Origin of the sequence: Actinomadura luteofluorescens, from assembly GCF_013409365.1 — a bacterium.
GTDB lineage: Bacteria > Actinomycetota > Actinomycetes > Streptosporangiales > Streptosporangiaceae > Spirillospora > Spirillospora luteofluorescens.
The window spans coordinates 1,364,240-1,379,389 of the sequence record NZ_JACCBA010000001.1 but is presented as its reverse complement, the minus strand read 5'-3'; the positions used below and the strand labels follow the sequence as shown (position 1 = coordinate 1,379,389).

Annotated in this window: 9 protein-coding genes; 6 read left to right on the top strand and 3 right to left on the bottom strand. The window is 73.5% G+C overall.

The window, feature by feature from the left end; all coding sequences use genetic code 11:
- Nucleotides 1-265: 265 nt before the first annotated feature.
- From BJY14_RS06100 to coaE, 5 genes are all read left to right on the top strand, one after another.
- A complete protein-coding gene (locus tag BJY14_RS06100) occupies nucleotides 266-1,300 on the top strand; it encodes a polysaccharide deacetylase family protein (protein WP_312879012.1) in 1,035 nt (344 codons plus the stop codon).
- Nucleotides 1,301-1,536: 236 nt separating this feature from the next.
- The gene (rpsA, locus tag BJY14_RS06095) at nucleotides 1,537-3,012 is read left to right on the top strand and encodes a 30S ribosomal protein S1 (RefSeq protein ID WP_179842712.1); all 1,476 of its coding nucleotides are present in this window, start codon (nucleotides 1,537-1,539) and stop codon (nucleotides 3,010-3,012) included.
- Between the two features lie 216 nt (nucleotides 3,013-3,228).
- Nucleotides 3,229-5,181: an endonuclease/exonuclease/phosphatase family protein gene (locus BJY14_RS06090; RefSeq protein WP_179842711.1), complete on the top strand. Its 1,953-nt coding sequence runs from the start codon at nucleotides 3,229-3,231 to the stop codon at nucleotides 5,179-5,181.
- A gap of 34 nt (nucleotides 5,182-5,215) precedes the next feature.
- Nucleotides 5,216-5,707: a GNAT family N-acetyltransferase gene (locus BJY14_RS06085; RefSeq protein WP_179842710.1), complete on the top strand. Its 492-nt coding sequence runs from the start codon at nucleotides 5,216-5,218 to the stop codon at nucleotides 5,705-5,707.
- A 42-nt stretch (nucleotides 5,708-5,749) separates the two neighbouring features.
- The gene (gene coaE, locus BJY14_RS06080; RefSeq protein WP_179842709.1) at nucleotides 5,750-6,349 is read left to right on the top strand and encodes a dephospho-CoA kinase; all 600 of its coding nucleotides are present in this window, start codon (nucleotides 5,750-5,752) and stop codon (nucleotides 6,347-6,349) included.
- Here the strand turns inward: coaE and BJY14_RS06075 are convergent.
- A complete protein-coding gene (locus tag BJY14_RS06075) occupies nucleotides 6,346-12,204 on the bottom strand; it encodes a TIR domain-containing protein (protein WP_179842708.1) in 5,859 nt (1,952 codons plus the stop codon). The two genes, coaE and BJY14_RS06075, sit on opposite strands and share 4 nt — an antisense overlap.
- Before the next feature lie 66 nt (nucleotides 12,205-12,270).
- Between BJY14_RS06075 and BJY14_RS06070 the strand changes: the two genes are divergently transcribed.
- On the top strand, nucleotides 12,271-13,497 hold the full coding sequence (locus tag BJY14_RS06070; RefSeq protein ID WP_312879010.1) for an ArsB/NhaD family transporter: 1,227 nt from the start codon (nucleotides 12,271-12,273) through the stop codon (nucleotides 13,495-13,497).
- Between the two features lie 24 nt (nucleotides 13,498-13,521).
- On the opposite strand, the gene BJY14_RS06065 is transcribed toward BJY14_RS06070, so the two are convergent.
- On the bottom strand, nucleotides 13,522-14,406 hold the full coding sequence (locus BJY14_RS06065) for an inositol monophosphatase family protein (RefSeq protein WP_179842706.1): 885 nt from the start codon (nucleotides 14,404-14,406) through the stop codon (nucleotides 13,522-13,524).
- 30 nt (nucleotides 14,407-14,436) lie between these two features.
- Nucleotides 14,437-15,144: a hypothetical protein gene (locus BJY14_RS06060; RefSeq protein ID WP_312879009.1), complete on the bottom strand. Its 708-nt coding sequence runs from the start codon at nucleotides 15,142-15,144 to the stop codon at nucleotides 14,437-14,439.
- Nucleotides 15,145-15,150: the final 6 nt, after the last annotated feature.

Below are 15,150 nucleotides of genomic sequence, written 5' to 3'. Positions count from 1 at the left end.
TCGGGGGTGGGCGCGTTTTACCGGGGGTTTTCGGACTTTGGTTGATGTGAGGTGGGGCGGGGGTGGTGGGCAAGGGTCATATGGGTACGTCGGTTGGTGTCCTTAGATGTCCGGGGGGTCGTACGCTGTCCTCCTGGTCCTGTTCGGGTCTACCGGCGGGGGTAATGTGCCTCTCCTTCACAAGATCGCTGGAGTTGTGGTCGTCTGCGCCGTGATCCTGGGGCTGACACTTCCCGGGGGGCGGAAAGAGCGCGGCAAGGAGAACGTGGCGCAGCGCGCTGGAGCCGCGTCCCAGGTGACGCCCACCGCGCAGGCGGCCAAGGCGGGGATCACGCCGGGGCCCGGGGCGCCGGGGGCATCGGGGAGCGCTACGCCTTCCGTGACGGTGTCCACGCCCATTCCCGCGGCGGCGGCCGCGGCGGTCGCGGCCAAGGCGAACGAGCTGGGGCAGATCCCGGTGCTGATGTACCACCGGATCATGAAGAAGCCCGAGCTGTCGCTGGACCGCTCGAGCAAGGAGCTGTACGACGAGCTGACCGGGCTCGCCAAGGACGGCTACTACCCGATCACCGCGGCCGAGTTCGTCAGCGGGCGGATCGACGTGCCGGCGGGGCGGCATCCCGTGGTGCTGACGTTCGACGACAGCACGCCCGGGCACTTCGGGCTGGACCCGCAGGGCAACCCGGCGCCCGACACGGCGGTGGCGGTCATCGAGCAGGTCGCGCGGGAGAACCCGGGGTTCCGGCCGGTCGCGACGTTCTACCTGAACAAGGAGCTGTTCGGGATGGACGACACGCAGGCCGCCGCAGGGCTGAGGTGGCTCCAGCAGCACGGGTTCGAGCTCGGCAACCACACCGTGTCCCACCCGAGCCTGTCGGGCATGTCCGAGAAGGGCGTGCACAAGGAGATCGGCGACATGGAGGACCGGATCGTCCGGCTCACCGGGGCGCACGCGACCACGTTCGCGTACCCGTTCGGGGCCGTCCCGAAGAAGAAGGCCTGGGCCGAGAAGCAGGACGGCCGGTACGCCTTCCAGGGGATCTTCCTGGCCGGGTGGCGGCCGTCGATCTCGCCGTTCGACGCCGACTTCGACCGGTGGAACATCGACCGGGTGCGCTCCGAAGGCAAGATCAAGGAGAACGACTGCACCAAGTACTGCTCCACGGCGTGGCTCGAGTACCTCGACAAGAACCCCGGCGAGCGGTACACATCGGACGGGGACCCGAACACGGTGACGTTTCCCAAGGCGGCCGAGGACCGGCTCGCCAAGCAGTACAGGGGTTTCGCGCGGACGTACTGAGGCCGGGCGCCGGTGGCGGATTGACCCCGGGAGTTCGGTCCCATATCCTGATCGCTGCGCTGTGGGCCTGCGCGCGCTTCGGACGGAGCAGGCTCGCGCTCGGTCAGGTCGGCGACATCGGTTCGGTTCACTTACGCGGTTGCCCGCGTTCCCTTCCGGTCTTCGGCAGGGCGGATAACGGCCCTCCGCGCAATGCCCATCACGACTTCCATGTCCGTACCGGAGCCAGCCGACACATGACGAGCAGCACCGAGGCCACCTCGACCACCCCGCAGGTAGCGGTCAACGACATCGGGTCCGAGGAAGCCTTCCTCGCCGCGATCGACGAGACCATCAAGTACTTCAACGACGGCGACATTGTCGAAGGCACTGTCGTCAAGGTCGATCGTGACGAGGTCCTCCTCGACATCGGCTACAAGACCGAGGGCGTCATTCCCTCGCGCGAGCTGTCCATCAAGCACGACGTCGACCCCAACGAGGTCGTCTCCACCGGAGACCACGTCGAGGCCCTCGTCCTCCAGAAGGAGGACAAGGAGGGGCGTCTGATCCTGTCCAAGAAGCGCGCCCAGTACGAGCGCGCCTGGGGCACGATCGAGAAGATCAAGGACGAGGACGGCATCGTCACCGGCACGGTCATCGAGGTCGTCAAGGGCGGTCTCATCCTCGACATCGGGCTGCGCGGCTTCCTGCCGGCGTCGCTGGTCGAGATGCGCCGGGTCCGCGACCTTCAGCCCTACGTCGGGCGCGAGCTCGAGGCCAAGATCATCGAGCTGGACAAGAACCGCAACAACGTGGTCCTGTCCCGCCGTGCCTGGCTGGAGCAGACGCAGAGCGAGGTCCGCCAGACCTTCCTCAACACCCTGCAGAAGGGCCAGGTCCGCAAGGGCGTCGTGTCCTCGATCGTCAACTTCGGCGCGTTCGTCGACCTCGGCGGCGTCGACGGTCTGGTGCACGTCTCCGAGCTGTCCTGGAAGCACATCGACCACCCCTCCGAGGTCGTCGAGGTCGGCCAGGAGGTCACGGTCGAGGTCCTGGACGTCGACATGGAGCGCGAGCGCGTCTCCCTGTCGCTCAAGGCGACCCAGGAAGACCCGTGGCAGCAGTTCGCCCGCACCCACCAGATCGGGCAGGTCGTCCCGGGCCGCGTCACCAAGCTGGTGCCGTTCGGCGCGTTCGTCCGCGTCGAGGAGGGCATCGAGGGCCTGGTGCACATCTCCGAGCTGGCCGAGCGGCACGTGGAGATCCCCGAGCAGGTCGTCCAGGTCGGCGACGAGATCTTCGTGAAGATCATCGACATCGACCTCGACCGGCGCCGGATCAGCCTGTCGCTCAAGCAGGCCAACGAGGGCGCCGCGGGGATCGAGGAAGAGGACTTCGACCCGACCCTGTACGGCATGCCGGCCGAGTACGACGACCAGGGCAACTACAAGTACCCCGAGGGCTTCGACGCCGACACCGGCGAGTGGCTGGAGGGCTTCGACGAGCAGCGCGAGACGTGGGAGCGGCAGTACGCCGAGGCCCGCGGCCGCTTCGACGCCCACCGCAAGCAGATCGAGGAGGCCCGCAAGGCCGAGGCGGAGGCCGGCGCCGAGCCCGCGAGCAGCGGCGAGACCTCCTACTCCGGCGGCGGCGAGAGCGAGTCCGGCGGTGGCGCCCTGGCCACCGACGAGGCGCTCGCCGCACTGCGGGAGAAGCTCTCCGGCGGGCAGTGACGCCCAGCCGACGCGCCGTCCGCGCGCGGCCGCTCCGGCGGCCCGCGCGGCGGCCGGTGAGACCCTGAACACGGCCGGAGAACGATCTTTCGAGATCGGCCTCCGGCCGTGCTGCGGTTGCGCCACCATGACCGTGCAGGCACGCGCCGGTCCGCGGCGCTCCGCAGCATCCGCACGTCCCGAAGGTCCGCTCGTCCCCCGGGAGCAGTCGTTCAATTGGCCAGCACAGACGTAGGCACCAGGACCGGCGGCCCGGCCGCGGCCGGCCCCCCGATCGTCCCGCAGGGCCCCGCCAGACTCGCGCTGATCGCCGTCACCGTCGCGGTGCTGGCGCAGACACTGCGGTTCTCGCTGCCGCAACTCGACCACTTCGCCGACGAGGCCGGGACCGCGGCCGCCGCCGGAGCGGTGCTCGTGGTCTACCTCGCCGGGTTCGCCTCCCCCCTGATCCGCCGCTTCGCCGGCCCACGCGGGCTGCTGCTCGCCGGCGTCGGCGGGCTGTTCGCCGTCCGGCTCCTCGCGCAGGCGCTCGACCCGCGCACCTGGCTCGCGTTCGCCGGAACCGCCATCGGCATGATCGCCGTCGCGGCGCTGTACGAGGGCGCCCGCGGCCTGTCGGGGGTCGGCTTCGCCACCGCCACCGTCGCGGGCCTGTCCATCGACGGCGCCGTGCGGATGTGCTTCGCCACCTGGGACCCGGTGTGGCGCGACGGCATCGGCCCCTGGCTGGCCTGCCTGGCGTTCGTCGGCGTCGGCGCCGCCGCGCTCTACCGCGAGCTGGCCTCCGGGCCCGTCAGCGCACCCGGCGTGTCCTGGCGGGACGCGCTCGGCGCCGCGGCGTTCGGGCCGTTCCTCGCGCTGCAGATCCTCGTCCTCGCCAGCCCCGCGTTCGTCGCCTCGTCCGGGTGGCAGTCGCTGACCGGCGCGCACGTCGCGATCGTCATCGGGCAGGGCCTGGCGCTGGCGTTCCTCGCGTCCGGGCTCGCGGTGCGGGCCGTGCCGGGCGGCGTGTGCGTGCTCGGCGGGACGCTCCTCGGCGTCGGCGCTGGCGCCGTCGCCGGGACGTACGCCGTCTCCGGCATCGAGGTCGTCCCCGTCGTGATCGTCGGCCAGGTGGTGTCGGCGTGGCTGCTGGCCGTGGCGTGCCGCGCGCCGCTGCGCCGCGCCGGGACCGGCGGGCCTGTCTGGCGGGTGGACGCCGGCGCCGCGCTCGGCGGCCTGCTCGTCGCCGCGATCCTCATCCCGTACCAGGTCAGCGCGGTCTCGCCGCTGCCGGTCCCCAACAACCTGCTGCCCGGGCTCGCCGGCATCGCGCTCGGCGCGCTCGCGGCGATCGCCGCGGCGCGCGGCGGCCCGCTGCCCGCCCGCGCCCCGCTGCGGGCCCTCACCGCCGGCGCCGCCGCGCTGGTGCTGCTGGCCGGCACCCTCGTGTTCACCGTGGCCGCGCCGGACGGCGAGGCCCCGGCGGCGCCCGCCGGGGGCCAGGTGCGGGTGCTCAGCTACAACATCCACGACGCGGTCAACCAGTCCGGGCGCCTCGACCCCGAGGGCGTCGCCCGCGTCATCGAGGGGCAGCGCGCGCAGGTCGTCCTGCTGCAGGAGGCCGGGCGCGGGTCGCTGCTGTCCGGGACCACCGACGTCGCCGTGTGGCTGTCGCGGCGGCTCGGCATGAAGCTGATCTGGGGGCCCGCCGCCGACGGCCAGTTCGGCAACGCGATCCTGACGTCGCTGCCGGTGCGCAGCTCCGGGACGGGCCGGATGCCGAAGGGCGACTGGTCGCAGATCCGCGGCTACGTGTGGGCGCGGCTCGCCGTCGGCCGGACCACGGTGGACGTGTGGTCGACGCACCTGGAGGGCGGCGACGACCAGGGCCGCGAGCGGGCCCGGGAGATCGCGGCGCTGCTGCGGGCCTGGGGCGGCGCCCCCCGCACGATCATCGGCGGCGACTTCAACGCGGGCCCGGGCAGCCCGGAGCTGACCGCGATGACCGACGGCACCGACCTGCGCAACACCGCGATCGGCGGCGAGCAGTACCCGACCAGGTCCGACGGCACCAGCACCGACTGGGTGTTCGGGTCGGACGGGGTGCTCGTCACCGACTACGACGTGCCCGAGTCCGACGCCTCCGACCACTACCCCGTCGCGGTCACCGTCCGGATCGGGCGGTGAGCGGCCGCCGGGGGCGCCCGCTAGGGTCGTGCGCATGAGCGCCGAGACGGTCGCGATCGAGCGGGCGGCCCCCGGGGACGCGGGGGAGATGATGACCGTCCAGCGGGCCGCCTACGTGTCGGAGGCCCAGCTGTACGGCGACCCGTTCATCCCCCCACTGGTGGAGTCGATCGAGCAGCTGCGCAGGGTGCTGTCCGGCGACGCCGTGGCGTTGAAGGCGGTCATGGACGGCCGCCTCGTCGGCGCCGTCCGCGCCCAGTTCAGCGATCGGACGTGCCTGGTCGGGCGGCTCGTCGTCGTCCCCGACCTGCAGGGCCGGGGCATCGGGCGGCGCCTGATGACGGAGCTGGAGAGCGAGATCGCCGGGCGCGTCGACGCGTGCGTGCTGTTCACCGGCCACCTGAGCGAGGCGAACCTGCGCCTGTACCGGGGGCTCGGCTACTCCGAGACGCACCGGGAGCGCGTCGCCGCGCACCTCACCCTCGTGCACATGCGCAAGGCCGTCGTCCCCGCCGGGACCCCCTAGCCGCCCGAAGCCCTCAGCGGCCGCGCCGCTAGGGTGTGTCCCGTGCTGAAAGTGGGACTCACCGGCGGGATCGGCTCCGGCAAGAGCGAGGTGTCGAAGCGGCTGCGCGAGCACGGCGCGGTCGTCATCGACGCCGACAGGATCGCCCGCGAGGTGGTCGAGCCGGGCACCCCGGGCCTGGCCGCCGTAGTGGCGGAGTTCGGCGAGGACGTCCTGCTGCCGTCCGGCGCCCTCGACCGGGAGAAGGTCGGCCGCATCGTGTTCACCGACCCGGACCGGCTCGCCGCCCTGAACGCGATCGTCCACCCGCTGGTGGGGGAGCGGATGCAGGAGCTGATGGACGCCGCCCCCGCGGACGCGGTCGTCGTCTACGACGTCCCCCTCCTGGCGGAGAACGGCCTGGCCGGCATGTACGACGAGGTCGTCGTCGTGGACGCGCCCGAGGAGGTGCAGCTGGACCGCCTCGTCGCCCGCCGCGGCATGACCGAGGAGGACGCCCGCGCCCGCATGTCCAACCAGGCGTCCCGCGCCGACCGCCGCGCCGTCGCCACCCACGTCATCGACAACTCCGGCACCCTCGCCGACCTCAAGACCCAGATCGACACCCTCTGGACCACCCTCGCCCAGCGCACCGCACGCTAGAACGGGGCGTCGAGGGGGAGGCGGTGGACTTCGGGGAGGTAGGCGTCCAGTTCTCCCGGCTCGAAGCGGCACATGCCCACGGCGTACCAGAACTCGGCGGTGGCGTTGCCCTCCCACTTGTAGCGGCCGTCGGGGGCCAGGGCGGCCCAGCCCTCGGCGAGGCCGAGGAGGGTGGCGCGGCGCGCGGGGGCGGCGCGGTTGGTGACGTCCCACAGGATGATGGCGCCGTCGTCGCCCGCGGTGGCGAGCAGGGAGCCGTCCGGGCTGAACGCCGCGGACCAGACGCGGCGGGTGTGGCCGGTGAGGGTGTGCAGGAGCCGCCCGTTGGACGGGTTCCAGAGGCGCACGACCATGTCGTCGCCCGCGCTGGCGAGCATCGCTCCGGACGGGTGGAACGCGGTCGTCCACAAGCGCCCGCCGTGCTCGGTGAGGGTGTGCAGGAGGTCGCCGGTGGACGGGTCCCAGAGGCGGACGGTCCCGTCGTTGCTGGCGCTGGCGAGCTTCTCCCCTGACGGCGAGAAGGACACCTGGTAGACGCGGTCGCCGTGACCGCGCAGGGCTGCGGTGAGTTCGCCCGTGCGGGGGCTCCAGAGGCGGACGACGCCGTCGTCGCAGCCGGTGGCGACCAGGGCGCCGCCGGGCTGGAAGTCGATGGAGCGGACGCGGCCCCTGTGGTCGGCGAGGTTGACGGTCTCGCGGCCGGTCGTCCAGTACCAGAGCCGGACGGAGTCGTCGTCGTTGGCGGTGGCGAGGACGTCCCCGGACGGCGCGAACGCCTGCGCCCAGACGTGGTCGGTCTCGACGTTCAGCTCGCGTTCGAACGTGCCCGTCCCGGCCTGCCACAGGTGGACGCCGCCGTCGTTGGTGGCGGTGGCGAGCTGGGAGTCGCGGGTGTTGAACGCGGCGGAGGTCAGGTTGTCGGCGACACCGCGCAGCTCGCGGATCATCCGTCCGGAGCGCGGGTCCCAGAGCCGGACGAGGCCGTCGTTGCCGCTGGAGGCGAGCAGGCCGCCGTCCGGGCTGAACGCCACGCCGGTGACGCGGCGGCCGTGGCCGCGCAGCACGACGCGGCACTGCCCGGTCTCGGCGTCCCAGAGCCGGGCCGTGCCGTCGTTGCTGCTGGTGGCGAGCTGGGCGCCGTCCGGGCGGAACGCGAACGGCCACACGGCGCCGCGGTGCCCGGCCAGTTCGAGGCGCTGCCGGCCGGTGCGCGGGTCCCACAGGCGGACGGACCCGGCGCTGTCGGCGGTGGCGAGCCGGCCCCCGTCCGGGCTGAAGCCCGCCTGGTAGATGCCGCCGCCGTGGCCGGTGAGGACGCCGCGCTGCCGGCCGTCCTCCCAGATGCGGACGGTCCCGTCGGTGTCGCCGGTGACCAGGAGGTCGCCGTCGGGGTGGAACGCGATGGCGTAGACGCGGCCGGTGTGGCCGAGGAGCTCCTGGCGGATCTCGCCGGTGCGGATGTCCCAGAGCCGGACGACGCCCGCCTCGTCCCCGGCGGCGAGCAGGGAGCCGTCCGGGTGGAACACGGCGCGGAACACCGCGCCGTGGTGGCCGGCCAGCTCGCGGCGCAGCGCGCCGGTGGCGAGGTCCCAGACGCGCAGGGTGCCGCCCGCGTCGCCGGTGACCATGAGCGAGCCGGCGGGGTCGAACACGGCGGTGTAGACGGGGGCGGTGTGCCCGGGCAGCTCGTGCAGGAGCAGGCCGGACACGGTGTCCCACACGCGGATGGTCCCGTCGGCGGCGCCGGCGGCGACGAGGTCGTCGCCCGCCGGGGAGCGTCCCCCGACGACCAGGGGCCACACGCCGTCGGGGTGGACGGCGAAGGTGTGCGTGGTGTGGCCGGTGGCGAGGTCCCACAGCCGGACGGAGCCGTCGGCGGATCCGCTCGCCAGGAGGCCGCCGGCGCGGTCGAAGGCGACCGCGTAGGCGCGGTCGGTGTGGCCCTGGAGGTTGCGCAGCGGTGTGCCCGTCACGGCGTCGCAGATGAGGACGCCGCCGTCCTCGCTGCCGACGGCCAGGACGGAGCCTCCGGGGCTGTAGGCGAGCGGCTGGGGGAGGCGGCTGGTCTGGAAGTGGAAGCCGTAGGGGACGCCCACCGCGGCCGGCGCGACCTGGATGTCGATCGGGCGGCCCGGCGCGATGGCGGCCTCGCGCAGTTCGGGGGCGGCCGCGAGGTGGTCGGGGAGGGCGGCGTCGACGAGGGCGGCGCGGGTCCAGCGGCTGCCCTCCACGGCGACGTCCCGCAGGTCGGCGCGGGCGAGGCGGGCCCGGGACAGGTCGGCGCCGCGCAGGTCGGCGCCGGTCAGGGTGGCCTCGTCCAGTCGGGCCCCGGCGAGCGAGGCGTCCCGCAGGACGGCGCGCGAGAGGTTCGCGCCGACGAGCTGGGCGTCGGTGAGGTCGGCGCCGGTGAGGTCGACCTCCTGGAGGTCGCGGTAGGAGAGGTCCTCGCCCTGCAGGCGGGCGCCGCGCAGATCGGTGTGCGCGGGGGTGCGCAGCCGCGTCGTGATGCGGATCGCGTTGGCGCGGGCGATGTCGTCGGCCTCGGGGTCGGCGAGCACCCCGGCCGTCCACTCCTGGCAGGCGCGCGTGTCGGCGAGGTCGCACAGGAAGTCGACGGCGAGCTGGGTCAGGGCACGGCGGCCGAGGGCGGCCGGTGCCTCGCCCTTGGCGAACTCGTCGGCGATGTGCCGGGCGACGAGCCATTCCATGACGGACGTGTGGATGAAGCCGAACAGGCCCTCGGGCGTGCGCACGAGCAGGCTCCCGGCGCCGACGGCGTGGGTCACCTGGTGCGGCGACATCCGCCCCCCGGCGAGCCCGGTGAGGGCGTCGGAGACGTCGGCGAGCTCGGCGAGCCGCAGGAACTGCTCGTTGCCCTCCCACAGGCGTAGCGCGAGGGTGCCCACGGCCTGCCACATGTCGTCGGTGCCCAGGCCGGACGGGCCGCCCGCGCCGCCGACGCGCTCGGCCTCGTACGCGAGCCAGGACGACAGGATCTCCTGGTAGAGGTCGGCGGGGCTGACGGCGCGGCGCGCCTGCGCGACCGCGCGCAGCCGGTCCTCGGGGAGGTCGGCGATGAACGACAGCATCCGCGGGTTGGACGTCAGCGCCAGCAGCTCCTCGATGCCCGCCAGCAGGCTCAGCCGGTCCTCGGCCGCGCCCTCGTCGCCGTACCGGTTCACCAGGTAGGAGCGGACCTGCGGGGGAGTGAACTCCTCCAGGGAGAGGACGCGGCGGTGCGGCAGCACGCCGACCTTCTCGCCGAGGGCGGTCAGCACCTGGGCCTGCGACTTGAAGTGCTGCGTCCGGCTCGCCACGACGATCTTCGCCTTGTCCTGGGCGGCCTGGAGCAGGGTGTCGAGGTGGTCGGCGGCCCGGTCGTAGGTCATCCGCGTCACCAGCTCGTCGAAGCCGTCGAAGAGCAGGACGATGCGGCCCTGGCGGAGCATGTAGTGGAACGCCTTGAGGTCGATGAGCTCCTCGCCGTGGTTGGCGAGGTGCGCGGCGACGAGGCCGTCCACCGAGTGCGCCTTGTCGAGCGCCCGCAGCTCGATGAGGATCGGGACGACGTGCGGCAGCTCCTGCGGGATGCGGCGGGCCAGTTCCCGCAGGGCGAAGGTCTTGCCGCGCCCGAAGTCGCCGAGCAGCAGCAGGAACCGCCCGTGGTCGGCGGCCAACAGCCGCAGCATCTCGCCGACCACGTCGTCGTGGACGTCCGCCCCCGCCCGGCGCTCGTCGTCCGGGCCGCCCTCCGGGAGGAACCGGTCGAGCTCCCGGTAGCGCTGCGGGACGTACAGGGACGGCGGGTAGAGCCCGCCAGCGGAGAGCCGCCCCGTCTGGGCGACCACGTACTCCGACAGGTCGACCAGGCCCTGGAACTCGGTGAGGCTGCGTACCCGGATGCCCCGGCGCAGCGCGTCTTCGCGCAGGGACCGTGCCGGGGCCGGACCCAGGTACACCAGTTCCGAGCCGTGGTCGGTGCCGTCGGCGTGGACGTGCCGCACGAACGCGTCCACGTCCGCCGCGGTCACCTGCCCCACGTGGGCGCCGATGCGGTACTGGCGGACGAAGCCGTCCTCCAGGTGGGTGAGAAGCAGGTGCGGCGGGTCGGAGCGGCCGTCCTCGCGCGCGGGCGGGACGACGCGCCGGATGGTGGCGCGCTCGAACCGCGTCTCGCACGCCTCCGTCAGGCGGTCGAGCAGGCGCCCCGTGGGGTCGGGGACGGGGTCGGCGGTGCCGTCCCCGCCGGGGCCGAGTTCCGGGGCGGGAGGGGCCGGAGGGGTCTGCGCCAGGGGCGGCGGGAACGTTCCGCCCACGGCCGTCCAGGACCGTTCGAGGCGTTCCGGGCCGCGCCGCGCGGCGTCCTCGGGGATCCAGCGCTCCAGCCCGTCCGCGCGCACGACGACGAGCTGGTGCCGGCCGGGCCCCAGCGCCGGGACGGACGGGACGTCGCCACTGGCCAGCACGGGGACGGCGCCGTACTCCGACTCCGTCCCCTGGAAGAACAGGTTGATGTGGGCGGCGAGGAGCGCCTCCACCGTCTCGGGGTCGCGCAGCGCGCCGGGCTCGCCCGCGATGGGCGTGTGCCCGATGGCGCCGAGCCGCAGCCAGCCCTCGTCCTCGAAGTGCCGCAGCCGCTGGTTGAACCAGGCGGCCTGCGCCTGGCCGACGCGCCCGTAGCGGTCCTCCTCGCGGTGGGTCTGCGGCAGCGTCGAGTTGAGCCCGGCCACCACGACCTTCAGGTCGGGGACGGGGAACAGCGTCCACGGCTGGGCGCTGTCGAAGATGAGCGCGTCGATGCCCTGGTAGAACTCCTTGAACAGCCCCGCGTAGTGCCGCCACTTGGGCCAGTACGGCGGCTGGGGCTCGATGTCGTCGGCCTCGCAGCTGGAGAAGTACGCCTGGCAGGCCGCGCGGGTGACGTCGTGGGTGCCCGGCACCAGCACGACGCGCTGCGCCTCCAGGCCCAGCAGCGCGCGCAGGCTCGTCAGGAACGACAGCGCCTCGGCGAACTCCTTGCGGCTGCCCGAGTGGGTGATGTCGCCGGTGACGACGAGGAGGTCGGGCCGCGGCACGCCGGAGTCGGCCAGCCGGGTCACATCGCTCCAGATCCGGTCCTGCAGCTCGGTCGCGGTCGTCGGCTCGCCGGGCTCGGCCAGCGTCCGGCCGAACCGGGGGCCGGAGACGTGCAGGACGGTCAGGTGATCGCGCGGCTCCTGCCCGGCGTCCGAGGCCGGGAACGCGGGCGCGGCGACGGGCGCGCGCCGGGCGGGCCGCTCCCCGGTCGGCCCGGGCCGCCCGCCTCCGGGCCCGTCAGCCTCCTCCAGACGCCCCATCAGCGGTTCCCGGCCACCAGGAAGCGGCCCGGGGCGGTCGCGCCCCGCTCCGGGGAAGCCAGGACCTTCGAGGGGGCGCGCGTGGCCGGCGAGGGCCTCCTGGATGCGCCGCATCAGCAGCCGCCGCGCCTCGTCCGGGTCGTCCACCCCCACCAGGTCCACGTAGGTGATCGTGGAGAGCAGGCCGTCGATGGGGCAGTCCTCGATGCGGACCGTGACCAGCTTGCGCGCCGGGTCGTCCGGGTCGGCCCGCAGCGCCGCCATCCACTCCAGCCGCCCGTACCGCGAGCGCAGGTAGTTGCGCGACAGCACAGCCACGACGGCCTTGGCCTCCGACAGGCCCCGGTCCATGTAGTCGATGAAGTTGGTCCCGGGCACGAAGTCCCACGCCTGCATCATCGTGCGGTGCCCGGCGGCCTCCAGCTGCCAGGCGATCCAGGACGCCCACCGCTCGTCGGCCGGCGAGTAGCTGATGAAGAAGTCGGTGGGACGCTCCTGGGGGTGGCCGGGGGTTGTCATGGCGCCAGTATCGCGCGGCGTACGGCCGGACGCCGCGACATGACCGCCTGTGGAATCATGACGCGCGTGCCGCCCCCTCCGACCGAGGCCCTGCGCCGTGCCGCCGCCTCCCTGGGCGCCCTCGACTGGATCCGCATCGCCGTCCTGGTGCTCGGTCTGGTGTTCGTCGCCACCGGCCTGCTGCCCGCCGACACGGCCCGCTCCAGCGTCGGACGGATCGCGCCTCTGCTGCTCTTCCTGTTCAGCGTCATCATCCTGGCGGAGCTGACCAAGGAGGCGGGCGTCTTCGACGCGATCGCCCAGCGGATGGCCAAGGCCGGGCGCGGCAACTACGCCGCGCTGTTCCTGCTGTGCGTGGCGTTCGCGTCGCTCACCACCGTGTTCCTCAATCTGGACACGACCGCGGTACTGCTGACCCCGGTCATGCTGGTGTTGGCGGCGCGCGCGCGGATCGCGACCCTCCCGCTGGCCATGACGACGGTGTGGCTGGCCAACACGGCGAGCCTTCTGCTCCCGGTTTCCAACCTGACCAATCTGCTCGCCGCCGACCGTGTGGCTCTGGAGACCCGCGCGTTCGCGGCGCGGATGTGGGTGCCGCAACTGGCGGTCCTGGCCGTGACCATGGTGCTGCTCTGGGTGTTCTACTGGCGGCGTCGGATGCGCGGCGAGGAGACCTACGACCCGCCCGCCCCAGTCCCCGTCCAGGACCGGGTGCTGTTCTCCGCCACGGGTGCCGCGTGCCTGCTGTTCATCGCGGCGATCCTCGCGGGAGTGCACACCGGGATCCAGCTGGGCGTCGCAGCGACGGCCGCCGCGGTCGTGGCCGTGGTCGCCTTCGCCGTGCGCGACCGGTCTGTGCTGCGCCCCGCGCTCATCCCCTGGCAGCTCATGGTGTTCGTCACCGGGCTGTTCCTCGTCGTCCCCACCCTGGAGCGGTTCGGGCTGGACGACGCCATGCGCGCCCTGATCGGCGACGACGGCGGTACGGCAGGCGCGGTGCGGGCGGCGTTCTCGGGGGCGGGGCTGTCGAACGTCCTCAACAACCTCCCCGCCTACGTGGCCGGGGAGTCGGCCGTGCCCGCCTCGAACAAGGACCAGTTGCTCTCCCTGCTCATCGGGACGAACGTGGGGCCCGTCATCACGCCCTGGGGGTCGCTGGCCACGCTGCTGTGGTTCGAGTGGTGCCGGCGCTGGGACGTGCGCGTGCCGATGCGCACGTTCGTCCTGGCGGGCTCGGCTCTGGCCGTGGCGGGCTCGGCCGCCGCCGTCGGAGCCCTCCTGCTGACCGGCTGAGTCCGCCTCCGGCCGGGAACGGGCTCACCGGGCGAGGGGGGCGCGCCCGTCCCGCGGGTCGATCTTCGCCGTGGTCTCCAGGAGCCGGTCGAGCAGTTCCGGACGCGCCGCGACGAAGCCCAGCTCGGACGGCGGGCGGTCGATGCCCAGCTCGTACGGCGCCCCGTCCAGGCGGCGCAGCTCCGCGCCGGCCTCGGCGGCCACCAGCATCCCGGCGGGCAGGTCCACGATCTCGGGCAGATAGCCGACGATGCCATCGATGTCGCCCCGCGCCAGCATCGTCCACGCCACCAGCGGCGCCCACAGTTGCAGCATCCGCGCGCAACGCAGTTCCAGGGCCGAGCGCATGGCGAACGCCACCGGATCGCCCGCACCTACCTGGTGGCCCTGCGTCCATGCCAGGAGCGGGTTCTTCTCCCGTCCCGGCCTGGGGCGGTCGGCCAGCGTCAGGGGCCTCCCGTCCGGGCCCAGGGCGCCCCGCCCGCGCACCGCCGACCACGTCCGGCCGCTCACCGGGTCGTGCACGACGCCCAGGACCGGCTCGGCGCGCGCGCACAACGCCAGCCCGACCGCGTACACCGGCATGCCGATCGCCACGTTGTTGGTGCCGTCCAGCGGGTCAACGAGCCAGACCATGTCCTCGCCGGGCGCGCCGTCGAGGATCCCGGACTCCTCGGCGATGATCCGGTGCCCCGGATACGAGGCCCGCAGCCGCTCCACGATCAGGTCTTCGGCGGCGGTGTCCAGCTCGGTCACCACGTCCCCGCCCGCGCCCTTCGGACGCACCCCGAGGGGGCCGTCCACGCGGGCGCTCAGCAGCGCGCCCGCCGCCTCAGCCGCCTGCACCGCCACGCGGCGGGCCCTGGAAAGATCGACCGGAAGGGCCGCTGACGGGGGCGTGGGTCTCATCGGGCCTCTCCAGTGGGATCCGGCGTCCGGCTACCGGCGCGGCGAGCAGTGGGCGGCGGCGATCCTGCGGGCGGAGCGGCGCAAGGCCCGCAGCGTGTCGGCGTGGTCGGAACGCGAGCGGCGCACCCTGTGGCTGGGAACGTCCAGAGGGCCGAGCGACAGATCGCCCCCGCCCGGCGTCTGCCGGCCTAGAGCGACCGTGGCCGCGTCCAGGCCGTCCTCGATCAGCGTGCTGTGGAAGACACCGGCGGGCAGGGTGTACGACTCCCCGGTCCGGTGCGTGCTGGACCTGGCGGGAGCGCAGTGGACGGCGCGCCCGGTCGCCCTCAGCTCGTCCAGGTCGCCCTGGCTCACGACCTCGAAGACCTGCTGCGTCCCGGTGGCGGACGCCTCACTGACGTCCATCCGCACGTTCCGGACCGTCCCGTACAGGACGAAGCTGAGCAGATCCCAGCTGTGGCAGTGGACCGTCGACGTGGTGGACGGTGCCGGACGCACCTCCGGAGTCCAGATGTGCAGGCACACCCCGAGGTCACCGCTGCGCTCCAGGGGAAGGCACAGGAAGCCCAGCGGGTGCCGCACCGCCGGAACACGGGAGCGGCCCGCCGCGGCGTCGTCCAGGACCCCGCCGAGGATCCGCCCGACCCGCTCCGGCAGCGTCCGGGCCGCGGTACCGGCGTGGATCTCCTCGCGGATCTCCTCGTACCTCACTCCGGCGGCCTCACCCTTCACCGTCACCGTCGC